Source organism: Mammaliicoccus sp. FSL K6-3158 (genome assembly GCF_038005105.1).
In the GTDB taxonomy this organism is placed as follows: Bacteria; Bacillota; Bacilli; order Staphylococcales; family Staphylococcaceae; genus Mammaliicoccus; species Mammaliicoccus sciuri.
In genome coordinates this window covers 403,999-430,329 of the sequence record NZ_JBBOSL010000001.1, presented here as the reverse complement: position 1 = coordinate 430,329, position 26,331 = coordinate 403,999, and the positions used below count along the sequence as shown (strand labels likewise).

Below are 26,331 nucleotides of genomic sequence, written 5' to 3'. Positions count from 1 at the left end.
CATACTCCGCCAATTTTGGAAGAACATCCGCAAATTTGTTGCGTACGATTAAGAAAAATCTGCAACTATGAGCTAATAGAAACATCTAAAACACCTCCGTTCGTTTAAGTTAGTTTCATTATATAGTTGTGAAAATAATAATTCAATGTCTTTATGCTATTTTAAATTCTCACCAATATTAACAGTTGTGACGTAATTATTATCTATTGTAAATATGATAAGATTGCCACCTACTAGAAATCTATATTCTTCTCCATTACGAGTTTCTTCTATAGTATAATCATTTCCGTAAGCTTTAAGAATTTGTGCTTTTGAAATGTGATGCTTTTTCACTGGGAATTTAGCACTTGCAGCATATTCTTCTTCATATTTTCCACCGAAATAGAATGTTTGATCATATGATGTTCTATGCGTATAAATATTTCCTTCATAAGATTGTGGCTGAACGATTCTATAATTATTCATTGTAACGTTCTTATACACTAAAGCATTGATGAAAGCTGAATCTAAAATAAAACTACCGTCATGGCCAGTGTAACCTTTATAAGTGTAGTAAGGTGTTGTTGCTGCTTCAACCTCATGACTGTCTTGACCAGGAAAATCTACAATACCAAAAATTGTTCCGAAAGAAATTCCTGTTGCAATTGTTAATTTAGTTAATTTATTCATTATCATCACTCCCTTTTAGTATAATTGTACACCTTAATATTACAATAATATTACAAAGTTATCAAAATCATTACACAAAGGGATTGTAGGTATACCATCAGTAATATTACTGACAATTCAGTCTATTGTCGACATAATCACTCTGAAGCATACGCGGACTAAATATAGAAGCATTATAGAAAACATCCAATTCTTACTATGAACTTTTTATAAACAAAAAAATATTGATTCATTTTACATATCTAAAATTTTACATTTTTATTCTCTGAACATATTTCTTAGTAATGAAATCGAATTTAAAATTTTATATACCTCCTTTCAAAACCGACATGAAAGGATTCTATTTCATTATATAAAATCCGACTATTTTATCATCCAATTGTATACAATCGGTAAATATAAGTGTAATATTACAAAATATAACGAGTGTAATTCATTATTACATTATTTCTTCTACATTGTAATCTTTTGTTATTTGACTGTAATTTACAAAGCCTCTATATATGTTATTGTTGTCTTGTCCCATTTTTAGGGAAGAATTTTTAACTAACAAAGAAATTATCATCTTAAAAAAGATACTATAAATAAAAAATTATTCGGAGGGTTTTAAAATTATGAAAAAAGCATTTTTAACTTCATCATTAGCAGTAGCAATCGGAGCAACAGGTGTTGCATCTACACAAGTAGCAGACGCAGCTGAACAGGACGTAAATAAAGAGCAATTAGCTCAATTAGCTCAATCTAATGCACCAGAACTTAATGATCATGCGATTCAAGAAGGCGCATATAACATTAACTTCACATTAGAAGGTTACGAGTATAACTTCCAATCAGATGGTCAAAACTTTACTTGGGAATACCATGCAACTAATGCAGCTGACTCTGAAAGTACTCAAGCTCCTGTAGCTGAGCAACAACAACCAGTAGCTGAAGAAAACGTAGCTGAACAAACTCCAGCTCCAGCAGCAAACAACACAGCTAATGAACAAGCAACTCAAGAAGCACCTCAACAAGTAGAAGCACCAAAACAAGAAACACAACAAACACAAGAAACTACTACACAAACAACGCAAACATCTACAACTTCATCTTCAGCTTCTGAAGGTTCAAGTGTAAATGTTAATGATCACTTAAAACTTATTGCTCAACGTGAATCTGGCGGAGACTTAAAAGCTGTTAACCCATCTTCAGGTGCAGCAGGTAAATACCAATTCTTACAAAGCACTTGGGATTCAGTAGCACCAGCAGAATATAAAGGTGTATCTCCAACAGAAGCTCCAGAATCAGTACAAGATGCAGCAGCTGTTAAATTATACAACACTGCAGGCGCTTCACAATGGGTAACTGCATAATATAAAAGCAGTATTAAAATTTTATTCAACACATTAATCCAACGCCCCCGGCAATAGCCGGGGGCGTTTTTTGTATATTTTATTTATTAAACATATCATTTACGATTTCAGCAACTTCTGGAAACTCAGTATAACCGTCTGAATCACAGAAATGGCCAACATTCTGAATGATAACTTCTTCAGATTGAAGTCTTTCTGCTAATCGCTCACTTAAATGACGTGGAACTAAACGATCATGAGATGCTATGACACTTACAATGTTTGGGACTTGTTTAATAATCTTTTCAAAATCTACTTGTGTTTGATCCATATAAGCATCAATTTTATTTAAGTTAGGAATCTTTTCATAAAAGCCTGCTACAAGAACAAGTCCTTTAACATTCCATTCTCCTTCATATCTAGATAGGTAATCTAATACCGTCACTACACCTAAACTATGTGCAACGATTACATTATTTCCACTCGATATATCTACTTCATCTAATAAAGTTTTATTCCAATCTTCTAACACAGGGTTTGATGAATTAGGAAAGTCTAAAATTTTACTATCTATATCTTCAAATTGTTCTGTTAACCATTTAAACCAATGCTTTTTACTGTCTGCAGTATAGCCATGTGCTATATATAATTGTTTATCCATATTCATCACCTCTTCTGTTTATTGTACGAGTGCATTAATGATACCTATTATAATACCTCCGAATGGAAATACGAGCCACCAAAATCTTGATAAGAACTCCCATCCGTTCATCGGACGATCGTAATAATTTTGATTATGATTAGGTTCATTTCGATAAGTCTCAATAATCGTGTGCTTTAAATTTTTATCCCCTTTGATTAACTCATCTAAAGATACATCAAAGATATCACTCATTTGCACCAATATATCTATACCTGGATATACTTTACCGAGTTCCCATTTAGAAACACTTTGTCTTGTGACATGTAATTTGTTAGCGAGTTCTTCTTGAGACCATCCATTAATTTCTCTCTCTTCTTTAATTTTAGCTCCAATATTCATATCAACCAACTCCTTATGTTTACTATATAACGACTACTTTAAAATATCCCGATACTATAGTTTGCACCCCAAGCAACTTGAAGTTGCAAACGCATAATAATAACCTTTAACACCATTATATACTTTTTTAACAATACGTCATTTATTTTTAAGAGGGTACTCTGCCTTCTGTCTTATTTTCAAAAAGGGTTAATAATCGTTCATTCCGTAATTATAATTGTACTTTGTTATACTATATATATCATACCGATAAAGGAGCGAACAACATGACAATCCCGATTATTATAGACACGGACCCTGGAATAGATGATATTATAGCGATTTCTGCAGCACTACATAGTAAAGAATTAGATGTTAGATTAATCACAACTATTGGAGGTAATGTAGGCATTAAACGAACAACTCAAAATGCATTAGATATTGTAAATTACTTTCATTCAAATACGCCAGTCGCTAAAGGTGTAGATAAACCACTCATCAATACACTTGAAACAGCAGAACATGTACATGGTCAAAATGGTATAGGTAATGCTCAAATTAAGACCACTTTACATAATGAATTACTAGAAGAACATGCTGTTATCGCAATGAGAGATACTATCTTGAATTCTGAAGAACCTATTACGCTCGTACCAATTGGACCACTAACTAATATAGGGCTGTTATTCTCACTATTTCCTGAAACTAAAAAAAACATTAAACGAATCGTGTTAATGGGTGGTGCAGCAGTTGGTGGAAATGCTACGCCAGTTGCAGAATTTAATATTTTTGTAGACCCACATGCAGCAAAAATTGTCTTTGATCAAGATATTCCAATCGTAATGTGTGGACTTGATGTAACGAGAGAAACTATGATCAATAAAGATGATTTAAATATCATTCAAACACAAGGAGATTTTGGAAACATCATTATAGATATGTTATCTTCATACAACGATGTAAATGCCGGCGAAGAACATGAACATATCATTCATGACTTATGTACAATTTTCTACTTATTATATCCAGAAATGTTTACAACACAACGTGCCATTGTATCTGTCATAACTGAAGGACAAGCAGCAGGATGTACATACACGGAATTTAGCGATGAAGGAAAAGTCGAAGTATGTATGCATGCTCAAAATAAACAATTCCGAGAAAAATTTGTAGACTTTATTAAAGCAATACATCAAAATCAATGACCATACATTATTCATATTAAAAAAAGAGACAGGTGCATTAAATGTGCCAGTCTCTTTCATATGGAAAATGTGAGGATGAGGAGTGAGGAGGCTCTAAGTTGCTTATTTGGGCAGTCTTGATAAATACAAGGTCCTGAACATTGCTTGTCACGCCTCACTTGCAATATTCAGCCTCCCAACATTGCTTGTCACGCCTCACTTGCAATATTCAGACCTCCAACATTGCTTGTCGCTCCTCACTTGCAATGTTCAGACCTCCAACATTGCTTGTCACACCTCTCTTGCAATGTTCAGCCTCCCAATATTGCTTGTCGCAGCCCACTTGCAATGTTCTCCTTCCTATCAGCATCGCCCTCACCCCATATTTCTGAAAAATACGAAAAAGCGTCTAGAACATTTCTGTTCCAGACGCTTTATGTTAAAGGATTAATATTCACCTTTATCTTCTTTATGATAACCTCTTAAGAAGTATATGATTGCCATTACTGATAAGAATACAATACCGATAATAACAGAAACTCTTGTTTCTGAATTGAACAACATACCGATTAATACTAAGATAAAGAATCCTAATGTTAAATAGTTAGAGTATGGTGCAAACGGCATCTTGAATGGATGATCTTTAATTTCATCTGAATGATGTCTTCTAAATTGAATATGACTAAATAAAATCATAAACCAAGGAACCATACCTGGTAGTATTGATGCACTGTATACATATACAAAGATATTTTCAGAACCATCAATTACTAATGGTAATACGATATTTAAAATAACACCTACAAAAATACCAATTGAAATGGCTAATACTGCAAAGAATGGTACCCCTGTTTTCATAACTTTAGTGAAAATACGAGGCATTTGTCCTTTTTGAGCTAATGTATAAACCATACGGCTTGAACTGAATATACCTGAGTTACAACCTGACATTGCTGCTGTTATAACAACGAAGTTAATTAATCCTGCAGCAATCGTAATACCTACTTTTGCAAATGTTGCAACAAATGGACTACCTACGTTACCTAATTGATCCCATGGATAAACTGTTACAATAACGAAAATTGCACCTATGTAAAAAATTAAAATACGCCAAATTACACCATTAACGGCTTTTTTAATATTTTTCTGTGGATCTTTCGTTTCACCAGCTGTAATACCTATTAATTCAACACCTTGATATGAACCTACAACCATTGATAATGCAAAGAAGAAACCTACGATACCTTTAGGGAAGAAACCACCATGTTCTGTTAAGTTTCCTAATCCTATAGCATTCCCGCCATTTCCAAGTCCAAAGAAGATTAGACCGAAACCAGCTATAATCATTAAAATAATTGTTACAACTTTAATCATTGCAAACCAGAATTCAAATTCACCGAAAGCTTTAACTGACGCTAAATTTGCTGCAGCTAAAGTTACAACTACTATTACCCCTGGTATCCACGTTGGTAGATCTGGCCACCAGTATTGCATATATTGACCAACAGCGATTACTTCACTCATACCTACTACTATCCACTGGAATATGTTACTCCAAGCTGTCACATAACCAGCTACTGGATGTAAATAATCACTCGCATAGTTGGCGAATGATCCTGTAGTTGGATACAAATAAACTAATTCTCCCATTGCTCTCATTACTAAATACAAGAAAAGGCCTGCTACTAAATAAGCGAGTATTGCAGATGGTCCCGACCATTTTATAGTGCTTGAAGCACCCATAAACAAACCAACACCTATTGTTCCACCAAGTGCAATCATCTGTACTTGACGTGAACTCAGACCCCTTTTTAAATGATTGTCTTCCATTCTTTCGTGTCACTCCTCATTAAAACTTTTCAGTTAAGATTTATCTATTTAATTTTATTCAAACTTCATGGGACAATTATACTATAAATAATCAGAAAATAAAGCACTACTAGAAAGCGTTTTCCTTTTTTTATAAAATTATATGTATTTTGTTCATAATATTGTAATTTATTTATAATTAATTAATAGAAATAAAGAAAACGAGACATTAATTTAATGTCTCGCTCCTAAAGTTTGTTCTATTGTGATGTTTCTACCAGCACGTGATCCTATAATCATAATGATAATTGAAGTAACAAGCAGTATTCCAAACGACGTATTCCAACTGTTTGTAGCATCGTGCAGTATACCGAATAGTAATGGACCAATCGCAGCAAATAAATACCCTACAGACTGTGACATACCTGATAATTTGGCTGCCGTTAAACCATTTTCTGTTCTTAATCCAAAGAATGTATTTACAAGACCAAATGCCAAACCACTGGCAACACCAATCAATATAATACCTAAAAATGCCCAGTTAGGTTGTAACATTAATGTTAATATACCTAATACGAAGAGTAATCCCGTCACAAAAGTAATCAGAACTTGGTTCTTCAATTTTTCAGCAAATATAGGTGTGACAAAAGTTAATGGAATAATGGCTAATTGAAGAATAGATAAATAAATCCCCGCTTCATTAATCGGTGTACCATGACTTAATAAAAATTCTGGTAACCAATTTATCAATGAATAAAATATCATTGACTGACCACCCATTAATAGCGTAATTTGCCATGACAATGGTGATTTCCAAACATTTATATTTGTCGTGGTTTGAGAACTATTAACCGTTTCATGTTTATTTAACTGGAATGACCATGTAATAATACCTATAAACGTTACAATACCTATTAAACTGATTGCTATGTTGTAGTTAAAATGTTTAACAAGTGGTGCTGTAACATATGATGAAACACTTCCAAATATATTCATCACAACTGTGTAATAACCTGTCATGATACCTATACGTAAAGGGAAGTTCATTTTAATAATACCTGGCGTTAACACATTTCCAAACGCAATACCTACACCTATTAATATCGTACCGACATATAACCAAGACACGCCTGTAATCGCTCTTAAAGCAATACCTACACATATTAATATAAGTGCTCCAAAAACTGTACGCTCTAATCCGAATTTGTGGCTAATTTTAGCAGCGAATAGTGAAATAACCGCAAATGAAAGTAACGGAATAATCGTAATTAAACTGACAGATGTATTGGATAAATTTAAAGTATCTTTAATTGAAGGTAGCGCAATCCCTACTGAAGTAATAGGTGCTCTTAAACTTGCTCCAATTAATAAGATGCCAATAAATAATATTAAACTTTGTTTTTTATTTCTATTTATATGATCCATCTTTTTATTATCTCCTTAAACTGAATTTCTGTTATACTGTTCTTAACGTTCGTTATAAAGAACACATTATATTGTACATCTCGTTCGTTATAAAGTAAATAGGAGTGTTTATATTTATGAAAGATATCCATACAATTGTTGCACATAATTTATCACAGTACCGAACATCGCAACAATTAAGCCTAAGTACAGTATCTAAATTGACAGGTGTTAGTAAAACAATGCTCAATCAAATTGAGAATGGACAATCTAATCCTACCATTACAACTTTATGGAAAATAGCAAATGGCTTACATTTACCTATATCCGATTTAATTTCTAACAAAGAAGATAACATTAATTGCGTGTCTAAATCAGACATCACACCTATATATAACGATAATCAATCCGTCACAATATATCCATATTTCCCATTTAATATAGATAAAAATTTTGAAATGTTTAATATGATTTTACTCAGTGGAGCTGAAATGATATCAGAAGGACATCACAATGGATCTGAAGAATATATCATTGTTCATAGTGGCATACTTGAAGTCGATATCAATGGCGTTAAACACACAGTTCGTCAAGATGATGCTATCCGTTTTGAATCTGACGTTACACATACTTATCGTAATATCGGTAAAGAGGATGTTCATTTAACAGCAACTATACAATATCAACAACATAAATAAAGGATTGGGATAAATTTTTATCCCAATCCTTTTTACTTATCATTTAATATATCATCCATTGTTCTCTGAACACTACCTGCATACATTGAACCAAACTTCACTAAGTGCACCATTAATAAGTATAGTTCATAAAATTTAATTCTTTCATTTGCACCCTTACTTAATGGTAATGCTTCATCATAAGCTTTATAAAAGGCTTCCGTGAAACCACCAAAGACTCTCGTTGCTCCTAAATCAAATTCACGATCTCCGTATAATGGAGAAGGATCAAATAATGCAGGTTCCCCGTTAGATAAGAACATATAATTGCCTGCCCACAAGTCTCCATGTAGTAATGAAGGTTTGCTTTTATGTTCTGTTAAGGCTTCAATAATGACTGTACGTACTTGTTCAAATTGTTGAAGTTCGTCCTTGGACCAAAGTCCTCGCCTTACAATTTCGTCTCTCAGTTGATCTAAGCGTTGCTCGACAAATATATTAATCCATGTATCTTTCCAACCATTTTCGAACGTAATATCACTACCATGATAAGGTAAATGAAATCCAAATTTATCATCCTGTTGATAATGACTATGCAATTTCGCTACAAGTTTGCCGAGTTCACTTTGGCTACCTCGACGACCTTCTTCAAGATAACTCAATATTAAATATGCATCTCCTTTAATTTGACCATAACCTTTAACAACAGGTGCCGTAACGCCCGCTTCTTCAAATGCTTCTAATCCAGCAATTTCTGCAGCATAAAAATCTTCGCTTCTATTATGTTGAACAAGTAGAAAATCCGTTCCACTTTGCCTTTCAATTCTATATGCTTCATTCACATCTCCACCACTAACTGGTATGAGTTCTTTAATATCATCTATAGGTAATTGTGATTGCCAATCTTTATTCATGACGATCCCTCCTATGTGTTATTGTATTAAAAATTAATCAAACTTCAAAACAACAGCAATTTTATTATTATGTACCCTACTCAAAGTTTAATGATTCGAACTTATAAATCATCTGTAAAATCAACTCGCCATCTTTCGTAAGATGATAATAGATGTTCGGGGGCATAATCTCTTCAGTTCTAATATTTATAAGATTATTTTGCTTCAACAATTCTAGAGATGCTTTAATAATTTGATCATCCACTTTATCAAACACTGAAAGTAATGCTTTTTCTTCTCTTTCACAATCACTCATATAATTTAATAACTGAATACCGTAATTTTGAATAAGATGATTTATATTTTGTTTGATTTTCATTTCATTAATTGAAGTCACATAAATAACCCCATTTCATATTAAGTATATTGATACATCCATATGTTAGCTTTTTAAATTATTTTTATACGTTTTCACAATTTGCTGTTTCGCATCTTTATCTGCTTCGAAATACCAAATACCATCACTCTCTATTTCATTCACACCATCGATAGATAACTTCTCAAAATATTCTGTAGCACTTTTATAGTCAGTGATCAGTTTTCTCGTGTCATTTAAATTAAAGCTTGTTGTAATGTTATCTTGAGCGACATTCATTAACTCATTAAAATTATTGACATTCAAATTATTTTTAAGCTTTTTACTTGTTGCTTCTATTACAATACGTTGTCTTTCTTGTCTTCCTTCATCATCTCCAGCACCCGCTTCTTTACGACTTCGTACAAAGTCTAATGCTTCTTGACCATTTAATTTCACTTTCTCTCCAGCTTTAAATTTTGTACCGTTAAAAGTAAATGATTTATTACTTTTAACATTTACACCGTCTAGGGCATCGATTGTCTTTTTAAAGCCATCCATATCTACTGTTATATACCCATCTATCGGTATATTGAATTCATTTTTTAATGTTTGTACTGCTGTTTTTGAGCCACCGTATGCATATGCATGTGCGACTTTATCATGACTACTATATCCAGGAATATTTACTGCCATATCACGTGGAACACTAACGAGTTTCGTTGTTTTAGTTTTAGGATTGATTGAAGCTAACATAATTGAATCCGTTCGTTCACCTATATTTTCAGATTCTCTTTCTTTGTTAGAATCTACACCAAAAATCGCGATAGAAATCGGTTTATTGTTTTTAATTTTTTCTTTCACGTGTTTTGTATCTTGTTTATTAATCGGTTGATAAACTTTGTTATTTATATTAATGGCCTTTACTGTTACAAATATACCAGTAATTAAGACGAGAGCTGCAATTATAATTGTTACTTTACCTTTTCTTGTTAGCTTCATAGCCACACTCCTATTTTTTATTTATAATTACCATAATAGCACTTTTAAGTAGATTACTAAATGATATTTAGGTAGTCCTAAAGTCCTATTGTCTAAAATTATTTTTATATTTACAATAGAAAATAAAGTCTAAATATTCACGCTCAAAGGAGCTTTACGCACAATGAAGAAAGATTCCAAGCTCATTATTTGTTATGCTATTTTATTAATTTTAATCGTGTCATTGATTTTTACAAATTATATAAATCCTATTGATCAGTATGTCTATCAATTTATACAAACCGAAACATTAGCATTTAGATTACATAATTACTTATCGATTATTTCATTTTTATTTTCACCTTTACATAGTGGTATATTAATATGCATATTATTAATTGGATTATACTTTTATGATAGAAGAAATTTGCTTCAGTATTTCATTTTCTCTTTCTCATCACTATTTATCGGAACAGCGTTAAAGTATATTATTCAACGACCAAGACCATCTGATTTAATTGATGGATACAGCTTTCCAAGCATGCATACACTAACGTTATTTGTAGCTATTTTTCTAATACTTGCGTTATACAATCATGTAACGGTCAAATGGATTACTGCTATATTAATTTTATCTATGATGTGTTCAAGAATTTATTTAAGTGCACACTTCTTTTCTGATACTGTCGCAAGTCTAATCATTGTTCATTTAGTTTACTTAAGCGTTACTAAATTTATGCATCAGTCCTCGCGCTTGTAAATTTCACCTCCTTTATTTTATGCTATGATAAAAATAAAGGAGGATTTTTTATGAGATATAATACTTTTAATCAACCAATTGGTGATGAAATCGAATCATTTAAAGAACCAAATATGCCTAGTATTGATATGCTTGAAGGTAAGTACAGTAAACTTGAACATTTAAATGAAAGTCATATCGATCAGTTATTTCCTTTATTATGTTCATCAGAAAATGATGCAAACTGGACTTATTTACCTCATGAACCGATTCATGATAAAGCTTCATTTACTCAATTAATCGAAGAAAGAATCATTTCTAAAGATCCTTATTTCTTTGCGATTGTCGACAAAGAAACACATCAAGCATTAGGAATAATGTCACTTTTAAGAATTAATCCTAAAGCTTCAACGATAGAAGTTGGCCACATTCATTATTCATCACTACTAAAAAGAACGCGAATTGCTACTGAAGTACAATATTTACTTGCTCAATACGTTTTTGAAACTTTAAAATATAGACGCTATGAATGGAAATGTGATAGTTATAATGCACCTTCAAAACACGCTGCCGAAAGACTTGGTTTCAAATATGAAGGTACTTTTCGACAAGCACTCGTATATAAAGGAAGAAACCGCGATACAAATTGGTTCTCTATCATAGATAAAGAATGGCCATCTATCAAAAAGCAATATGAAGAATGGCTAGATGAAAGTAATTTTAACCATGATGGTACACAAATCAATAAACTCTCAATGAACTAAATGTTTATATTTATCACGATGGGTATAATAAATAAAAAGGATTGAGGAGATGAAGAAATGAATAATCAAAGAATTGTTCCGCATTTATGGTTCGATAATGAAGCGCAAGAAGCCGTCGATTATTATATGCAAACTTTTCCAGAATCAGAAATCATTTCAGATGTAACGTTTACAGATACACCATCCGGAGATGCAAAACAGCTCACTTTTAATATTTTTGGTTATAAATTTATGGCAATCAATGCAGGTCCTTATTTCACAAAAAATCCTTCCATATCATTTACAGTTCTTTTCAATCAATCTGAAGCAGCATTGCTCGACAAGGTTTGGACTGCACTTGCACACAACGGGAAAATTATGATGGAACTTGATACTTATGACTTTAGTGAAAAATATGGCTGGTTGGAAGATCAGTTTGGTGTTTCATGGCAACTCCTCATTACAGATCAACCATTCGACGATCGTATTAGACCATCATTTATGTTCATTAATAATAATGTAGGTAGAGCTGAAGAAGCGATTAACTACTATACAAGCGTATTTAAAAATAGTGGTGATATTAGTAAATTTTATTATCCAGAAGGCATGGATCCAGACAAGCCAGATACACTCGCTCATGCCGAATTCAAATTAGAAGACCAATATTTTGTCGCACTTGATAGTGCGCATAAACATGAATTCAACTTAAATGAAGGTATTTCATTAATGCTATTTTTAGAAGACCAACAAGAAATTGATTATTATTGGGATAAATTATCTGCTGTACCAGAAGCAGAACAATGCGGATGGGTTAAAGATCAATTTGGTGTATCTTGGCAAATTGTCCCTAAAATCATGGATCAAATGGCAGAAGAAGGAACACCAGAACAAATCAGTAACGTTACAAAAGCATTTCTTAAAATGAAGAAATTCGATGTAGAAACTTTAATAAAAGTCTATGAAGGCAAATAATAGTATTAAAAAGACAGAAGCGTTGTGCACGCTTCTGTCTTAATTATTTATTTAATTGGTACTGGCCATGTTTCTAAATGTTCAGCCATATCCCAGAACATATATTCATAGTAACTCGTTTTAACAATAATATCTTCTAAGCGTTGTAATTCTGTTTCAGTCTTACCTTCTGCAATTTGATCCATCAACTGTATACAATCTTCCTTGTACTGACTAAATTCGTCTGAAGCATACATATTGATCCATTCTCCATATAAAGGATGGTCTGATGCTCCTTCAATTTCAACTAATTTTAAACCTATATAATTATAACTCCAAGTACATGTCAAAATAGCTGCAATAACATTCTCTATACCACCTTGTTGTGCCATATTCAACATATAACTCGTATAGCCAACAGTCGTTTGAGCAGGTTCTGTCTCTTCTAATTCCGCTTCTGTAATACCAAATTGCTTAGCATAACCTCGATGTAATGACATTTCAGTATTTAATGTACCATTCGCTAAATCAGCATAAGTCGCCATCATTTTTAAGTCAGTTGATTTAGCTGCACCGATTGAAAATAGTCTCGCATATTCTATTAAATATATATAATCTTGTTTCAACCAATGTTTAAATTTATCTTGATCTAACGTGCCATCACCTAATCCTATAATAAAAGGATGTTCCATATAAGATTGCCATATGGGTTCAATTCTATTGAATACTCTATCTGTAAATTTCATTTATAAATCCTCCTTAATAATAAAAACGTCTGGGACATAATATAGATACCCAGACTTATTATATATATTGGCAGTAGATGACTGAATTGAAATGCGCTTGTACCAAGCTTTTTCAACTCTAGTCATCCTTGCCGGGGCCGGACTACGAAATCTTTTTATATAAATTAGATTTCTGTCCCGCTCCCCAGTGGTTTAAAATTATTTAATTTCTATACTCTTTCAACATATCTGTTTTATCATGGGATTGCAAATAAAATTACATGCAACTTTTATTACATGATTCTAAATAAGCTTTAGCCTGTTTATTCACTTCTTTAAAATCTATACCTTGCTTCATAGCTGCAAACACACAACCACAATAGCATTGTCTAAAAATTTCATACTCATTGCACATTTTAATCGATCTTTCATACCCCTTGTTCTTCTTAAAATCACTCGGTAAATAGTAAACATGATATAAATCTTGAACATCCATACCAAGTTCATTTATCAATTGTGCATTTTTCTTAGGTGATAACGTTAACGCACTTGCGAAATAATCATATCCAAGATCAGCTGCCGCTTCTGCAACGAGTTCTAAACGCATTTCGAAACAAGCCGTACATCTTAGCCCACCTTCATTTTCATCAGCTAAATCTTTACTTTTAACCATTTTCATAAATTTATGAGGTTCATAAGCCGCTTCAATATATTTAACATTTGAATTTGTACGCTCATTAAACTGTTCAACAAACGTTTCTTGAACTCTCGCCCTACGTTCATATTCACTTTTCGGATGAATATTTGGATTAGCAAAATAAATCGCAACATCTGCATATTGTGTTAATAACTCTAACGTATAAGTACTACAAGGTGCACAACAACTATGAATTAAAATAGACGGTCTTGTTTCAGAACGTTCCCATTCAGAAATCATTTTACGCATAACCTTATCATAATTAATCTTTTGATTTTTCATCTTAGCAATAATACCATCAGCTGAAATCACCATATCCCTAACCATTCCTTTATACAAAAATTGTCATTTTTACAATATTTTATAACATACAAAAGATGATAGCAATATGATTAAAGCATGGAACTGTTACTCACGTATTGTTCCTAAACCGATATTCATTTCAAATATAAATTCTATAAGACTATTCCTATATGGAATAAATAAACCTTCTTTAATCATGTCTAATAATTCATATTTTGTAACCCATTTTACTTCTTGTACTTCTTCTGTTGGAAAGCTTAGTTTCTCTATATTTATATCTTGATGCACTATGAAAAAATCATCATATCCGTCGTCAAAATTAATTGTGAAATGTGGTCTTCGATTAGTTAAATCTAATTGAATACCTAGTTCTTCATATGTTTCTCGTTCTGCTGCATCTCTATTTGTATCACCTTGAACAGCACTACCTCCTGCTGAAAAGTCCCACTTACCTGGCCATCCTTGTTTGTCATCTCTTCTTTTTTGTATTAGCAATTGTCCCTGTTTATTAATAATACAAACATGAATCACAAGATGATATCGATTAGCAGGCACTTCATTTCCTCTTGTCATCGTTTCATTTAATAACTGCCTATTTTCATCGTATAAATCCCAATTCTCCATTCTCACCACTCCGTAATCATAGTAATCATATTTTATCATATTGAAATTAACACCTTGTTATAGCTATTCATAAGTTATGTGTATTATTACAACCATTCATTTAGGTGTATGGTGTATGGAAAGGGGATGATATTTTGAATAATATTTTTCATGATGAGCAGAATAAGTATATGTATAGTGGACGAAAGGTTGATTATAAATGGGTATCTTTGATAAGTAGCATCATCAAACAATCTAATGTTGATATGGATGATGCACTAGACATTGGTTCTGGTGGCGGCATTTATACAAATCAATTAAGTGAATTTGGATTCAAGCATGTCTTAGGTATAGACCAATCTGAAGTAATGATCGCATCAGCTAATGAACAAGCTTACAATAACCATATACAATTTGAAGTTGGAGATATTTTCAATAATCATTTAGCCAACCAGTCACAGAATTTTATACTTTCAAGAGCACTCATTCATCATATTCAAGATTTACAAAAAGCTTTTTTAGAAACAAAGCGTATTCTAAAAGATAACAGCATATTTGTTATTCAAGATCGAACTATTGAAGATTTAGCGATTCCTGCTTCTTCAAACAATCTACGCGGATATTTATATGAGCATTTTTCAAGACTTCGGGATTTTGATTCAAAGAGAAGACATTCAGAAGTAGATGTTACAAACGCATTGTATGATGTTGGATTTAATAATGTTGAAACTTTAAAAATTAATGAAATTAGACAATCATATGCAACGATAGAATCCTTACAGCATGATTATTTATCAAGAAAAGGTCGTAGTATTCTATTTGAATTATCAGACCAAGAATTAAAATCATTTGTAGCACAATTTCCCAAATATGTAGGAGACGATTCTCCCATAATAGAAAAAGATCAGTGGACACTTTGGGTAGCATATCATTAAAAAAGCATGGGATATTATCCCATGCTTTACACTTCTTCGGACTTTTGTTACTAACGGCTGCCTTATCCCATGCTTTTACTACATATTCACCTAAATATGTTTTCTTTTTTCTTACCTCTTGCTAACTCATCTATTAATTTGTCTAAGTATCTAATTTCTTGCATAAGTGGTTCTTCGATTTCTTCAACTCTTATGCCACATATGACGCCTTTGATCAGTTTTCTATTTGGATTCATATTTGGTGCTTCTTCAAAAAATGTTCTAAAATCAGTTTTGTTTTCTAATTTCTGATCTAATGATTCTTGACTATAACCTGTTAACCAAATGATGATTTCATCTACGTCTGCTTTTGTTTTACCTTTTTTCTCAGCTTTTGTGACGTAATGTGGATAAACATTTGATACTGGCATGTCATATATTTTTTCATTCTTCATTATGCATCCCTCATTTTTATCTTTACTCTATTATAAAGGTAACAGCATTTCTTGACTAATTTTTATCGTTATTCATCATCTTCATCTAAGCCTTGTAGTAAATCATTTACTTTTACGATACTTTTTTGTGTTTCATTAATGATGTCCGCTTCTTGATTCAGCATTTCTCCATTTAAATATGCAATAACCATAGGCAAGTTCATTCCAGCATATAAATCAAACTGTTTTCCAGTCATTAAAGTTTTAGAAATGACATTGGCTGGTGTACCACCTAGTAAATCTGTAAATACAGTTACTTCTTCATCAGTGATTGCTGCTAGTAATTTCTTTTCAAAGTCTTCTTGTCCTTCATCAGGCAAAAGTGCAACAGTTTCAATATTATCTTGTGGTCCTAATATCATTTCAACACTTTCTTTTAAACCTTCACACATTGAACCATGACTTGCTAAAATTAATTTTCCCATTGTGAAAACTCCTATTGATTAAATTTTTGCTAATACGCCTAATGCAGATAATATAACCGTTACAATGATAACGATAAAAATTGCACGCGTTGAATTCATATGTTTTTTGCCTAATAACCAATAAACACCTAGTACAATTGCTAATGGTAATAATTTTGGTAAAATCATATCGACATTATTTTGAATATTAACGGTTAAATCACCAATTTTTGGTTCCCATGCAAATTGAACTTTAACCATCGTGGCGACGAGTGCTCCGACCATAAATACTCCGAGCAATGTAGCAGCATTTGTTAATGATTCGAGTTTATGTTGCATCGTTGTTACTAAAGATATACCTTCTTTGTATGCAAATTCTAATTGTTTCCATCTAAAGACCATAACGGCAATTTGTGTTGCTAACCATATAAAAGCACCAAAAGGATTTCCGTTAATCGCCATATTGGCAGCTAACGCCCCAAATATAGTTGGAATTAATGAACCGAATATAGAGTCACCTACTGCTGCGAATGGTCCCATTAAACCTACTTTCATACCACTTACAGATTCTTTAGATTTAATCTGTTCTTGCTCTTCCATCGCGACATCAATACCCGTCACAATTGTGTTGAAAAAGTTACTCGTATTGAAGAACTGAGCATGTGTATGCATCATTTCTTTTAGTTCTGGTGTATTGTCACCATAAATTTTACGTAATTGTGGAAGCATAATATATAAATAACCAGAACCTTGCATACGTTCATAGTTCCATCCGGCTTGGAACCCTAATAAACTTCTTCTATTAATTTGTCTAAAATCTTTTTTAGTTAATTTATACTGACCTTCTGATATGACATTTTGTTCTTTAGGATCAACATTTTGATTATAGTTCGTCATCTTCAATCTCCCCTTCATCATCATTTTGAGAATTAGAAGTATTCATTTCTCCAGGTTGTACTGGTTTTGCTAAAGAAGTACGTTTGTATTCCATTGCAGCAAACGAAAATCCAATTAACGCAATGGCTAACATAGGTAGAGGATTGAATACAGTATCAAATTTCTTATCAAGTCCTGAAACAGCTGTACCTAAACCGCTCATACCATCAAATACTGTAGCTAATAACGCTGTTAATACAAATCCTAAAATGAAATACATATAATGTTTCTTAATAGGTAAGTATCTTAATAAGATTGCAAAACCGACTGCTGGTAGTACAGCTCCTGCAGTTGTTAATCCATCTCCTAGCCACTTTAAGTCGGAGTTTAAATAGTTCACAACTGTCTTAACGACAGAACCGCCGAAAGCTAATGCTAAGAATACTGGAATCATTCTTGATAATGCCCATGGAATAATACCTGCAATATAATAACGTTCAATGCCTTTATAATCCATTTGTTCGATTTTTGCGTCTATACGATGTGCAAAGAATGTGTTTGTAAATCGAGCTAGAATATCTGTTTGAATCATCAAACTCGCAACAGGTACAGCTAATGTTGCAATTGCTTGAGTCGGCTGCATACCTAATGCAACTGAGAAAGCTACCGCTAAAATTGTACCTGAGTTCGCATCAATTCTAGATGCACCACCGAATGTACCAACACCTAAAATAGTTAACTGCATGCTACCACCGATAATTAAGCCAGTTGTTACATCTCCCATGATTAACCCTGCAATTAAACCAGCGAATACGGGTTGACTTATTGAAGAATAAAGATGAAGTTCATCCCATATTTGATAACCCGCATATAATGTTAAAAGCAGAACTTGCCACCATAATATTTCCATAATTAAAAACCCCTTTTTGTTTGAATATTATTTAATCAATGACATGAAATCCTCACTGTTATCATTTGGAACCATTTGCGAAATAATTCGAATACCTTTGTCGTTAAGCTGTTTAAACATTTCTATATCTTTATCCGTAACATTAATCGAACGCTTGATTGATCTTGTTTCCTTCGTTTGAGACATATTACCAACATTTAACTCATCAATTTTCACACCGCAGTTTACAAGTTCTAAAAATTGATCAGGTCCTTTGGCAATCACCATTAATCTTTGAGAGTCATATTTACCATTTAATATGTTATCCGCAGCCTTTTTAACAGGTAATACACTTAATTTAACACCAGCTGGCGTTGCTAATTTAAGCCCACTTTTATCCACTGTACTTTCTGCGACAACATCATCAATAACCATAAGTCTTGTAATATCTAGCTTTGTCGTCCACAAATTTGCTACTTGCCCGTGAATCAGCCTACCATCAATTCTATTCGCTATAATTGTCATTTAAATCTCTCCCTTTTTTTGAATAAATTTAGGTTTTTTCACCAAATTAATTTCTTGGTTATATGTCCCTTCAGTATCAAAAATAATAATTTCATTTTCCCCTTCATGAAGCAGTGTTTTTGATATATATAGGGATGCTGTTGGTCCAACATTCCAATATCTACCTATATTCACGCCATTCACTAATACTACGCCTTTAGAGAAAGCGCTTACATCAATGTGCGTATTGTTTGCTTCATTTAACATAAACACATACCTGTAAAATGCAGGTGTATCTTTAATCCATTCTTCTTCAAAATGCTCCTTGTTTAGTTGCTCTAATTGAATATGGAATTGTTCATAGTCTTGAACAAAGTGCAAATCTTGCATTAAACCTTGTCCTAAACCTTTTCTTTGTGTACTTGCAAGCAATTTATATCCATAATTTACACGTCCCATATTTTCAACGAGTATATCAATTTGAGGTTCTTCTGATTGTAATTCAGCTTCAAAAGTATCCCCGATTTCTTGTTGATAGGCCGTATAAACATGTTCACCATCTATATACATCTTTACTCTATCTCTTGCATCAACAATTCTAAATTTTTCAATGGATGAATCTTTGTGTACTTTCGTGCGATAAAGCATGTAACCAAGTCCATCACCCGCTTCTTCCATCGTTTCTGGATATTTAGAAGTCGTCTTGTACGATATTTCATCTAGAACATTAAACAAACTGACTTTATCCTGTAGTTGAATATGTTTCAATTCAATAAAATCTTTTATTAACGGTTCTGCTTGTTCAATATGTGGTATTTCTTCTTTGAGCATTTTCTGCAAATCATAATACTTTTGAGTCGGATTGCCCATTTCATTAAGCGGTGCATCATAGTCATAAGAAGTAATTTGAGGCAAGTCTACCGAACCTCTAGCTGAGCAACCGTTCCAGAATCCATAATTCGTACCACCATGAAACATATATAAATTGATATGTCCTTGTTGAACGGCAGTTCTTACTTCAGCAACTAAATCATCACTTTCTCGTTTAATAATGTCGTCGCCCCATCGATTAAACCAACCATCCCAAAATTCCATACACATGAGCGGCCATTTTTTCTGAAATTCATCATGGAATGATTTTAAATTTTGAAAGTTTATATCAGTCTTAGATCCAAAGTTAGCGGTTGGTAAAATATGATCTTCAGCCATACTGCCTGCCCTCAAAGTTTGTGCCCATCCGCCATCAGATGTAAATAGTGGCACTGTTGTACCATGTTTAATCATTAAACCTTTAATCATATTTAAATATGATTTATCTTCACCGAATGAGCCATATTCATTTTCAATCTGCATCATAATAATCGGTCCATTATGATCAATTTGTAACGGCTTTAATATTTTAAATAATTGTGCATAATATCGATCTACTTTATCGATAAATCTTTGGTCTGATGAACGAATTCTCATGTCTTTGTAATTGAGCAACCATGAAGGTAAACCTCCAAACTCCCATTCTGCACATATAAATGGAGATGGTCTTATAATCACGTATAGACCTAATTCTTCAGCCAACTGAATAAAGTATTGAATATCTTTTTCGCCACTAAATTCAAAGTGTTCTTCCCGAGGCTCGTGATAATTCCACGGAATATAGGTTTCAACTGTGTTAAAACCGAGTGCCTTTAAATTGTATAATGAATGATACCAGTCATCCTTAGGTACTCTAAAATAATGAATAGCACCAGACAATATTTGAATAGGCTTATCATCTAATAAGAAATCAGTGTTAATTTCAAATTTATGCATCTTTACACCACCTGTTCTTTGTTTATCTTATTGGAGTTCCTGTCTTCTGTATGATGTTATTGAGCGTCTCTAAATTATGAATGCCTTCACTGTTCAACCATTCTTTAGCAGCTTCTTGACCTTGTTCTTTGAGTACAACAGTTCCACCTTGCCATGTTGCACGTCCGCATAATACACCATTGAAATGCGCACCACTTTCATGTGCAAAGACAAGTGTATCTTTAAATTGTTGTGAAGTTAAACCCCCACTTAAATATATGTAAGGTATTGAAGTTGCTGTCTCTTGCTCTTTAAAATATGATGCCGCTTCATCTTTACTAAAGACATATTCTTCTGCAAAACCTTCGACATAGTTCATATTAACGGGTGTTTCAACTTTAAGTACATCGACGTTATACTTTTCATCACTAAAAGCTTTCATCGCCTCTATCACTTTATGTGGTCTTACTTTAGCAAATGACCCGCTTTTTACATCACCTATTTGATCATCATAAGTTAAGATTTCTAATAGGAACGGAATATTCTCTTCGACCGTTTCTTGTCCAACTTGTTGTACTAAATCTTTCTTTACATTGTTAATATCGTCCGGTTCATCAACATCGTAATAGATGAGTAATTTAATACCGTCAGCACCCATCTCTTTTAATTGTTTAACAGATAAACCTTCAACTAATCTTGGTAATCTACCAACTACTGATTTATCGTATCCTGTTTGTTCATAAGCTAAAATTAATCCAGCGTCTTTAGCCATAGCTTGTATGCCCTCTTTACCATATTCAGGGTCTAATAAAATACTAGAACCACTTGGTGAAAGTGTTTCAGATACAAGTTTTTTAAATAATGCAATATTGTCATCCGTTCCTTGTTCACCTAGTAATCTTTTGAGTGCACCTCTTTGGTCAACAGCAATTGCAGCGAATATCCCTTTGTCATCGACGAGTTTATTAATATCTTTATTTGTCATCCTAATTTCTCCACTCCCACTTTTTTGATTAAATCATCCACTTCTTGTTGAATGATTTTTCCCGTTGCAGCTTGCATCGCATTTGAAGTACCACATGCTAAAGCTGTTTGAATTGTCGTTACAGGATCTAAATCATGCTCCACACTATAAGCGATACCTGCTACAGTAGCATCTCCTGAACCTACAGGATTAACCGCATTTATGTTTGGTAAAGTTGCTTTGTAAATCGACTGTTTCAATTTAATAATCGCACCTTCAGAACCAAGCGTTACAAATACATCCACTTCTTTAAATAACTGATTTGTTTTTAGAATCTTGATAATGTCTTGGTGACTTAACTTCTTTTGATGAACTAAGTCTTCAAATTCTGATTGATTAGGTTTTATCGCATGAATATGAGCACACTGTCCTAAAATTCCTTTTAACGATTGTCCATCTATATCGACAATGTTGTAACTATTCGTTAATGTATTTAAAATTTTGATCATATATGCGGTCTTTGACTGATTTATTAACTTTGGTGTACTTCCGCTGATGGTTACAACTTTGTACTGATGCGCAATATCCGTTAATTGCTTAAGATACAATGCTTGGGATGCTTCAGATATTTCAGGTCCAGCTTGAAGAATTTCAGTTTGATGTTCACCATCGTTAATCGCGATACACTGTCTTGTATTGCCTTCTATATCTATGAATTGAAGTTGAATATTTCTTTGTTCGAGTTGAGTTTGGATCCATTGTCCATTCGCTCCACCTAAATAACCTGTAGCTGTCACGTCTGCACCTAAATCATTCAGTACTTTCGTCACATTTATACCTTTACCGCCAGCATTTTTAATCATTTGTGTCGGTCTATGCACTGCCCCAATTTCAAGACTTTCAACTTGATAGCTGATATCGATAGATGGATTTAATGTATTTGTCAAAATCATTCTTCTCACCCTTTAGCTATATGGATATATTGTTACCCCTTTAACAACACGATTGATAAAGCCATCTGGACTCGGATTATCAGGATTCAAGCCAAGTTCGACAGATTTTTTGCTTGCTAGTAATTGACCAAACATTAAATAAATCAGCCCTATTTCAAAGTCATTATAATACTCGATATTTGGTATTTGTGTACTTTCATCTGAAGATTGACCATCTAAAATAAGCAACTGGTACTTATCTTTAACTTTGTTTACTTCATTTAATAAGTCACTTTCATAGTCTCGTTTATATGTTTCATTACTTCTAAGTAATATAAAAATAGAACCTTTCTTTAATCCTGCTTTTGGACCATGTCTAAACCCTAATGTCGTTTCTCTAGCAATCTCAACATGACCACCTGTTAGTTCATTTAATTTTAAGCTGACTTCTTTAGTAAGCTCACCTAACAAGCCAGTTCCTACGTAGAATACTTTTTCAAATGATTTTTGTAATGTTTGATCTGCTAGTTCTTCCAAATATTCGAAAAGCGAATCTGCAGTATCATAAAAGTCATTTGTAATCGATCCGTTAAATAATAAATAACCTGCTACAAGCATTGAAGAAAAGCTTGATGTCATGGCTAATGATTTATCATTTGTTTGTTTAGGAAGTATGACTTTAAAAACATGTTTTAAACTTTCTTCAGTTGCTAAATAACCACTTTTATTATTTGTGATAAATAAATGATGTACTTTATCTGATAACTGCTCGATTAAATCAATCGTTGCTTTCGTTTCAGGACTGTTACCAGATCTAGCAAATGACACAATTAAATACGTCGTTTCTGAATCTATATACGTATTCGGACTCGTAACAAAGTGTGTCGTTGGCACAGATTCAAAATCCCACTTAGGCATTTGTTTCGTATCAATTGCTGTTTTTAAAATATCACCGACATACGCAGATGACCCTGCACCCGTAAATAGTACCTTTAACTTCCCAGTTGTATTTTTCTCTATATCTTTAATGAATTCATCAAAATCTGATTTAGTGTCTCTAATAATCTCTTCTGTTAATTGCCACATTTCAGGTTGTTGTTTTATCTCCGAATATGTGTCTGTAGTGTTTAACAATACTTTCCCCTCCAATATTGGTAATGTTGTCATAACCAGTTTGTATGTATAAAGACTATATTAAGTCTACTGTGTACTTATAGTCTTTACCGCTTGCAACACTCTCTGTGTATTCAATAATCTCATCATTTACAAAACTATATCTTTCAATAAACATACATGGATCATTAACATTTTTCTCTAAATGTTGCGCTTGTTCTTTAGTTATATTTTTTGCTGTTAATGTTTCATAAGCATGATTGATTTGAATTTGGTAATGATTGTTTAATGTTTCGTATAATGAAACTTCATTAAAATCAAATCGATCTAACCCTTCGCAATTCTTTAAAGGTAAGTAACTAGTCTCAAATACTAACGGTTTATCGTTGGCTAATCTTAACCTCTTAAGTTCATACACTTCTTGAAATGATTTGAGCTGCATTTTTTCTTGAATATATATACTTGGCTTTACTCTTTGAATACTTATTACCTTTGTACTTGCTTTGTCACCGCTTTTTTCAACTTCATCTTTGAAGCTATAAAGATTGTTCATCTTCTGATTATATTGATTACCTAATACAAAAGACCCTTTACCATGCTCTCTTTGAATTAAACTTTCTGCTTCTAAGTTATCAAGCGCTTCTCTAATCGTGATTCTGCTAACATCGTATTCATCGCAAAGCTTTCGTTCTGAAGGCAACTTGTCGCCTTCTTTGTATTCACCAGAAATAATCTTATCTTTAATTTTTGCATAAACTTGATAATATAAATGTGTATTTTTTAACATCTCAATCATTCCTATCCTAACTGGTTATAACCAGTTTTAATTATAAATCATTTTCTTTAAAATGTAAACGCTTTATAAAAATGTATATTTGCACTACTCTAACTTTTAGGTTGATATGGTTTTATGCTCATAAATATCGCTACAAGAGCGAGTATTAATAAGGAAGATGCAAATATCAATGCACCGTTATAGTTATTAGAACTTCCGATAAGGATACCTGCAAAATATGGTGCCACAACTTGTCCGAGACTATATATAAATGTAAGTAAAGCGACTAAATTTCTTCCTGAGACAGCACTCATGAGTTGACCACGAGACATAAATAAAGTCGTTAATCCTAAGAATGTCCCACCAAACAGACATGAACTTATGATTAAGGCTATAATATTATGCGAAAACACTGGTAAAATCACGCCGATAATTTGAAGAATGAAAGCTAAATATATCGCTTTAATAAATCCAATCTTATTGCCTAAAATAGACCACAATACACATGAAGGTATTGCTGCCATACCAACAAACATCCAACTAAGTGCTGCGTATTCTTTTAAATCAGGAATAGATTCAACAATCGCAACTAAGAACGTACCTGTGACAATATATCCTGCACCTTCTAATAAATAAGCAATTGAAAAACATACCATAAACCATTTTGTATATAATGCGCTATTTTGATCATTTATATGTATTGCCTTTTGTTCTAAGTTGACAGGTTCTTTAATTTCTTTCATAAAGAATATAACTATAAAACCTAATATTAATGAAGCGATGCCTAAGATAATCCATGTTGATGCCCAAGTATTATAATCCGTATAAATTTGAATAAATATACTACTTGTAAATATACCAATCCCTACACCACTATATAAGAATCCAGATAAATGAGATTTCCCACCTTTATTTAAAGACTCGAGCACAACATTTGAAGCTAACACAAATACAGTACCACTTGTAATGCCAGCAATGAATCTTAAAATATTCCATACAAGAAAACCTTGCGTAACACCCATTAATAGAACAGAAATAATATTGATTAATAAATAAATTTTTAAATCTACCACTTTACTTTTAATAATTAAAAAGGTCGGAATCATCGCACCAATTAAATATCCTAAGTAATTTACCGTAGCCAGTAAACCAGCATTTTGGTTTGTTAAATGAGTCGCCTTTTGCATAAAAGGTAAAATAGGCGTGTACGAAAATCGCCCAATTGCCATGACAATAAATAGTGATAACATTCCTAGTAGTAATTGTTTATATGCTTTATTTGCTGACAATTTATGCACCTCATTTTCTATATTTAAACATTATTATCCTCCTCATAGCATTAATATACAAGATGAATTTATAGCAGAAATATGAGGAAAATGAGGAGAATTATTGGTAATGAGTGTGGTAAGGGCTCTTGTGAACACTTCTGGCTAACTTGTTCATAACGGGGGCGTTAGTTACAAAACTCGAACGAAGTGTTACTATGGATAGCCTTAATTACAAAACTCGGCTGAAGTGTAACTAACACACTCAGTATTTGCACTTTCAGCCAAAACTGCTCGTAACGGTATCAGTATTTGCACCTTCAGCCAG

29 protein-coding genes are annotated in these 26,331 nt (G+C 32.8%); 7 read left to right on the top strand and 22 right to left on the bottom strand.

The features are described 5' to 3' along the window. Nucleotides 1–156: 156 nt before the first annotated feature. Nucleotides 157–669, bottom strand: a complete 513-nt coding sequence (gene isaB, locus MHH94_RS01935) for an immunodominant staphylococcal antigen IsaB family protein (protein ID WP_078355212.1) — start codon at nt 667–669, stop codon at nt 157–159. Between the two features lie 614 nt (nt 670–1,283). Between isaB and MHH94_RS01930 the strand changes: the two genes are divergently transcribed. After that, a complete protein-coding gene (locus MHH94_RS01930) occupies nt 1,284–2,021 on the top strand; it encodes a transglycosylase family protein (protein WP_340839450.1) in 738 nt (245 codons plus the stop codon). A 79-nt stretch (nt 2,022–2,100) separates the two neighbouring features. Here the strand turns inward: MHH94_RS01930 and MHH94_RS01925 are convergent, their stop codons facing one another. Both MHH94_RS01925 and MHH94_RS01920 read right to left on the bottom strand, forming a co-directional pair. Beyond that, a complete protein-coding gene (locus tag MHH94_RS01925; RefSeq protein WP_340839448.1) occupies nt 2,101–2,661 on the bottom strand; it encodes an RBBP9/YdeN family alpha/beta hydrolase in 561 nt (186 codons plus the stop codon). An 18-nt stretch (nt 2,662–2,679) separates the two neighbouring features. Continuing rightward, the gene (locus MHH94_RS01920) at nt 2,680–3,042 is read right to left on the bottom strand and encodes a helix-turn-helix domain-containing protein (protein ID WP_048540757.1); all 363 of its coding nucleotides are present in this window, start codon (nt 3,040–3,042) and stop codon (nt 2,680–2,682) included. Between the two features lie 266 nt (nt 3,043–3,308). On the opposite strand from MHH94_RS01920, the gene MHH94_RS01915 reads away from it, so the two are divergent. Next, nucleotides 3,309–4,226 (top strand): nucleoside hydrolase, encoded by a 918-nt coding sequence (locus tag MHH94_RS01915; RefSeq protein ID WP_107616994.1) that lies wholly within the window; start codon nt 3,309–3,311, stop codon nt 4,224–4,226. A 426-nt stretch (nt 4,227–4,652) separates the two neighbouring features. On the opposite strand, the gene MHH94_RS01910 is transcribed toward MHH94_RS01915, so the two are convergent. Together MHH94_RS01910 and MHH94_RS01905 are read right to left on the bottom strand one after the other, a co-directional pair. Next, nucleotides 4,653–6,035: an amino acid permease gene (locus MHH94_RS01910; protein WP_058590689.1), complete on the bottom strand. Its 1,383-nt coding sequence runs from the start codon at nt 6,033–6,035 to the stop codon at nt 4,653–4,655. A 213-nt stretch (nt 6,036–6,248) separates the two neighbouring features. Beyond that, a complete protein-coding gene (locus tag MHH94_RS01905) occupies nt 6,249–7,439 on the bottom strand; it encodes a CynX/NimT family MFS transporter (RefSeq protein WP_058590690.1) in 1,191 nt (396 codons plus the stop codon). A 116-nt stretch (nt 7,440–7,555) separates the two neighbouring features. Between MHH94_RS01905 and MHH94_RS01900 the strand changes: the two genes are divergently transcribed. Further along, nucleotides 7,556–8,116, top strand: coding sequence for a helix-turn-helix domain-containing protein (locus MHH94_RS01900; RefSeq protein WP_058590691.1), 561 nt, complete (start codon nt 7,556–7,558; stop codon nt 8,114–8,116). A gap of 32 nt (nt 8,117–8,148) precedes the next feature. On the opposite strand, the gene MHH94_RS01895 is transcribed toward MHH94_RS01900, so the two are convergent. The 3 genes from MHH94_RS01895 to MHH94_RS01885 form a co-directional block, all read right to left on the bottom strand. Beyond that, complete coding sequence (locus MHH94_RS01895) at nt 8,149–9,009, bottom strand: fructosamine kinase family protein (RefSeq protein WP_058590692.1); 861 nt, start codon at nt 9,007–9,009, stop codon at nt 8,149–8,151. 76 nt (nt 9,010–9,085) lie between these two features. Beyond that, entirely contained in the window at nt 9,086–9,385 is a 300-nt protein-coding gene (locus MHH94_RS01890) for a winged helix-turn-helix transcriptional regulator (RefSeq protein ID WP_048540747.1), read from the bottom strand. A 45-nt stretch (nt 9,386–9,430) separates the two neighbouring features. Further along, nucleotides 9,431–10,345 carry an LCP family protein gene (locus MHH94_RS01885; RefSeq protein ID WP_340839439.1) on the bottom strand — a complete coding sequence of 305 codons (915 nt, stop codon included), beginning with the start codon at nt 10,343–10,345 and terminating at the stop codon, nt 9,431–9,433. Between the two features lie 163 nt (nt 10,346–10,508). On the opposite strand from MHH94_RS01885, the gene MHH94_RS01880 reads away from it, so the two are divergent. Genes MHH94_RS01880 through MHH94_RS01870 form a run of 3 tightly spaced genes read left to right on the top strand, consistent with a single transcriptional unit; the run spans nt 10,509 to nt 12,778 of the window. Beyond that, nucleotides 10,509–11,084 (top strand): phosphatase PAP2 family protein, encoded by a 576-nt coding sequence (locus tag MHH94_RS01880; protein ID WP_058590695.1) that lies wholly within the window; start codon nt 10,509–10,511, stop codon nt 11,082–11,084. A 50-nt stretch (nt 11,085–11,134) separates the two neighbouring features. Further along, nucleotides 11,135–11,827: a GNAT family N-acetyltransferase gene (locus MHH94_RS01875; RefSeq protein WP_058590696.1), complete on the top strand. Its 693-nt coding sequence runs from the start codon at nt 11,135–11,137 to the stop codon at nt 11,825–11,827. 57 nt (nt 11,828–11,884) lie between these two features. Next, complete coding sequence (locus tag MHH94_RS01870) at nt 11,885–12,778, top strand: VOC family protein (RefSeq protein ID WP_058590697.1); 894 nt, start codon at nt 11,885–11,887, stop codon at nt 12,776–12,778. Nucleotides 12,779–12,825: 47 nt separating this feature from the next. Here MHH94_RS01870 and tenA read toward each other — a convergent pair whose 3' ends face one another. The 3 genes from tenA to MHH94_RS01855 all read right to left on the bottom strand — a co-directional run bounded on the left by tenA (nt 12,826) and on the right by MHH94_RS01855 (nt 15,106). Then, on the bottom strand, nt 12,826–13,503 hold the full coding sequence (tenA, locus tag MHH94_RS01865) for a thiaminase II (protein WP_325880319.1): 678 nt from the start codon (nt 13,501–13,503) through the stop codon (nt 12,826–12,828). A gap of 256 nt (nt 13,504–13,759) precedes the next feature. Then, a complete protein-coding gene (locus MHH94_RS01860) occupies nt 13,760–14,491 on the bottom strand; it encodes an epoxyqueuosine reductase QueH (RefSeq protein WP_084756183.1) in 732 nt (243 codons plus the stop codon). 96 nt (nt 14,492–14,587) lie between these two features. Continuing rightward, nucleotides 14,588–15,106 carry an NUDIX hydrolase gene (locus MHH94_RS01855; RefSeq protein WP_153654030.1) on the bottom strand — a complete coding sequence of 173 codons (519 nt, stop codon included), beginning with the start codon at nt 15,104–15,106 and terminating at the stop codon, nt 14,588–14,590. A gap of 134 nt (nt 15,107–15,240) precedes the next feature. Between MHH94_RS01855 and MHH94_RS01850 the strand changes: the two genes are divergently transcribed. Beyond that, nucleotides 15,241–16,020 carry a class I SAM-dependent methyltransferase gene (locus MHH94_RS01850; protein ID WP_107602969.1) on the top strand — a complete coding sequence of 260 codons (780 nt, stop codon included), beginning with the start codon at nt 15,241–15,243 and terminating at the stop codon, nt 16,018–16,020. A gap of 86 nt (nt 16,021–16,106) precedes the next feature. Here MHH94_RS01850 and MHH94_RS01845 read toward each other — a convergent pair whose 3' ends face one another. The 11 genes from MHH94_RS01845 to MHH94_RS01795 all read right to left on the bottom strand — a co-directional run bounded on the left by MHH94_RS01845 (nt 16,107) and on the right by MHH94_RS01795 (nt 26,024). Continuing rightward, on the bottom strand, nt 16,107–16,454 hold the full coding sequence (locus tag MHH94_RS01845; protein WP_107602970.1) for a DUF2200 domain-containing protein: 348 nt from the start codon (nt 16,452–16,454) through the stop codon (nt 16,107–16,109). A 68-nt stretch (nt 16,455–16,522) separates the two neighbouring features. Beyond that, on the bottom strand, nt 16,523–16,918 hold the full coding sequence (locus tag MHH94_RS01840) for a PTS sugar transporter subunit IIA (protein WP_107602078.1): 396 nt from the start codon (nt 16,916–16,918) through the stop codon (nt 16,523–16,525). A gap of 18 nt (nt 16,919–16,936) precedes the next feature. Next, a complete protein-coding gene (locus tag MHH94_RS01835) occupies nt 16,937–17,794 on the bottom strand; it encodes a PTS system mannose/fructose/sorbose family transporter subunit IID (RefSeq protein ID WP_232156874.1) in 858 nt (285 codons plus the stop codon). Continuing rightward, a complete protein-coding gene (locus MHH94_RS01830) occupies nt 17,781–18,683 on the bottom strand; it encodes a PTS mannose/fructose/sorbose/N-acetylgalactosamine transporter subunit IIC (protein ID WP_048540851.1) in 903 nt (300 codons plus the stop codon). Before MHH94_RS01830 ends, MHH94_RS01835 begins: the two co-directional genes overlap by 14 nt. 27 nt (nt 18,684–18,710) lie before the next feature. Continuing rightward, a complete protein-coding gene (locus MHH94_RS01825) occupies nt 18,711–19,187 on the bottom strand; it encodes a PTS system mannose/fructose/N-acetylgalactosamine-transporter subunit IIB (protein ID WP_107609371.1) in 477 nt (158 codons plus the stop codon). After that, a complete protein-coding gene (locus MHH94_RS01820; RefSeq protein ID WP_107609370.1) occupies nt 19,188–20,972 on the bottom strand; it encodes a glycoside hydrolase family 35 protein in 1,785 nt (594 codons plus the stop codon). Nucleotides 20,973–20,994: 22 nt separating this feature from the next. Next, nucleotides 20,995–21,936 carry a tagatose 1,6-diphosphate aldolase gene (locus MHH94_RS01815; protein WP_340839425.1) on the bottom strand — a complete coding sequence of 314 codons (942 nt, stop codon included), beginning with the start codon at nt 21,934–21,936 and terminating at the stop codon, nt 20,995–20,997. Continuing rightward, on the bottom strand, nt 21,933–22,868 hold the full coding sequence (locus MHH94_RS01810; RefSeq protein ID WP_088592145.1) for a 1-phosphofructokinase family hexose kinase: 936 nt from the start codon (nt 22,866–22,868) through the stop codon (nt 21,933–21,935). Before MHH94_RS01810 ends, MHH94_RS01815 begins: the two co-directional genes overlap by 4 nt. 12 nt (nt 22,869–22,880) lie before the next feature. Beyond that, nucleotides 22,881–23,981, bottom strand: coding sequence for an SIS domain-containing protein (locus tag MHH94_RS01805; RefSeq protein ID WP_107609368.1), 1,101 nt, complete (start codon nt 23,979–23,981; stop codon nt 22,881–22,883). 55 nt (nt 23,982–24,036) lie between these two features. Continuing rightward, a complete protein-coding gene (locus MHH94_RS01800) occupies nt 24,037–24,747 on the bottom strand; it encodes a GntR family transcriptional regulator (RefSeq protein WP_058592184.1) in 711 nt (236 codons plus the stop codon). 98 nt (nt 24,748–24,845) lie between these two features. Next, a complete protein-coding gene (locus MHH94_RS01795) occupies nt 24,846–26,024 on the bottom strand; it encodes a YbfB/YjiJ family MFS transporter (RefSeq protein WP_119493424.1) in 1,179 nt (392 codons plus the stop codon). Nucleotides 26,025–26,331 lie beyond the last annotated feature (307 nt).

Excerpts from the sequence above, each read along its gene's own strand:
- isaB (WP_078355212.1), bottom strand. The coding sequence starts at position 669 with ATGAATAAATTAACTAAATTAACAATTGCAACAGGAATTTCTTTCGGA.
- MHH94_RS01930 (WP_340839450.1), top strand. The coding sequence starts at position 1,284 with ATGAAAAAAGCATTTTTAACTTCATCATTAGCAGTAGCAATCGGAGCA.
- MHH94_RS01925 (WP_340839448.1), bottom strand. The coding sequence starts at position 2,661 with ATGGATAAACAATTATATATAGCACATGGCTATACTGCAGACAGTAAA.
- MHH94_RS01920 (WP_048540757.1), bottom strand. The coding sequence starts at position 3,042 with ATGAATATTGGAGCTAAAATTAAAGAAGAGAGAGAAATTAATGGATGG.
- MHH94_RS01915 (WP_107616994.1), top strand. The coding sequence starts at position 3,309 with ATGACAATCCCGATTATTATAGACACGGACCCTGGAATAGATGATATT.
- MHH94_RS01910 (WP_058590689.1), bottom strand. The coding sequence starts at position 6,035 with ATGGAAGACAATCATTTAAAAAGGGGTCTGAGTTCACGTCAAGTACAG.
- MHH94_RS01905 (WP_058590690.1), bottom strand. The coding sequence starts at position 7,439 with ATGGATCATATAAATAGAAATAAAAAACAAAGTTTAATATTATTTATT.
- MHH94_RS01900 (WP_058590691.1), top strand. The coding sequence starts at position 7,556 with ATGAAAGATATCCATACAATTGTTGCACATAATTTATCACAGTACCGA.
- MHH94_RS01895 (WP_058590692.1), bottom strand. The coding sequence starts at position 9,009 with ATGAATAAAGATTGGCAATCACAATTACCTATAGATGATATTAAAGAA.
- MHH94_RS01885 (WP_340839439.1), bottom strand. The coding sequence starts at position 10,345 with ATGAAGCTAACAAGAAAAGGTAAAGTAACAATTATAATTGCAGCTCTC.
- MHH94_RS01880 (WP_058590695.1), top strand. The coding sequence starts at position 10,509 with ATGAAGAAAGATTCCAAGCTCATTATTTGTTATGCTATTTTATTAATT.
- MHH94_RS01875 (WP_058590696.1), top strand. The coding sequence starts at position 11,135 with ATGAGATATAATACTTTTAATCAACCAATTGGTGATGAAATCGAATCA.
- MHH94_RS01870 (WP_058590697.1), top strand. The coding sequence starts at position 11,885 with ATGAATAATCAAAGAATTGTTCCGCATTTATGGTTCGATAATGAAGCG.
- tenA (WP_325880319.1), bottom strand. The coding sequence starts at position 13,503 with ATGAAATTTACAGATAGAGTATTCAATAGAATTGAACCCATATGGCAA.
- MHH94_RS01855 (WP_153654030.1), bottom strand. The coding sequence starts at position 15,106 with ATGGAGAATTGGGATTTATACGATGAAAATAGGCAGTTATTAAATGAA.
- MHH94_RS01845 (WP_107602970.1), bottom strand. The coding sequence starts at position 16,454 with ATGAAGAATGAAAAAATATATGACATGCCAGTATCAAATGTTTATCCA.
- MHH94_RS01840 (WP_107602078.1), bottom strand. The coding sequence starts at position 16,918 with ATGGGAAAATTAATTTTAGCAAGTCATGGTTCAATGTGTGAAGGTTTA.
- MHH94_RS01835 (WP_232156874.1), bottom strand. The coding sequence starts at position 17,794 with ATGACGAACTATAATCAAAATGTTGATCCTAAAGAACAAAATGTCATA.
- MHH94_RS01830 (WP_048540851.1), bottom strand. The coding sequence starts at position 18,683 with ATGGAAATATTATGGTGGCAAGTTCTGCTTTTAACATTATATGCGGGT.
- MHH94_RS01825 (WP_107609371.1), bottom strand. The coding sequence starts at position 19,187 with ATGACAATTATAGCGAATAGAATTGATGGTAGGCTGATTCACGGGCAA.
- MHH94_RS01820 (WP_107609370.1), bottom strand. The coding sequence starts at position 20,972 with ATGCATAAATTTGAAATTAACACTGATTTCTTATTAGATGATAAGCCT.
- MHH94_RS01815 (WP_340839425.1), bottom strand. The coding sequence starts at position 21,936 with ATGACAAATAAAGATATTAATAAACTCGTCGATGACAAAGGGATATTC.
- MHH94_RS01810 (WP_088592145.1), bottom strand. The coding sequence starts at position 22,868 with ATGATTTTGACAAATACATTAAATCCATCTATCGATATCAGCTATCAA.
- MHH94_RS01800 (WP_058592184.1), bottom strand. The coding sequence starts at position 24,747 with ATGTTAAAAAATACACATTTATATTATCAAGTTTATGCAAAAATTAAA.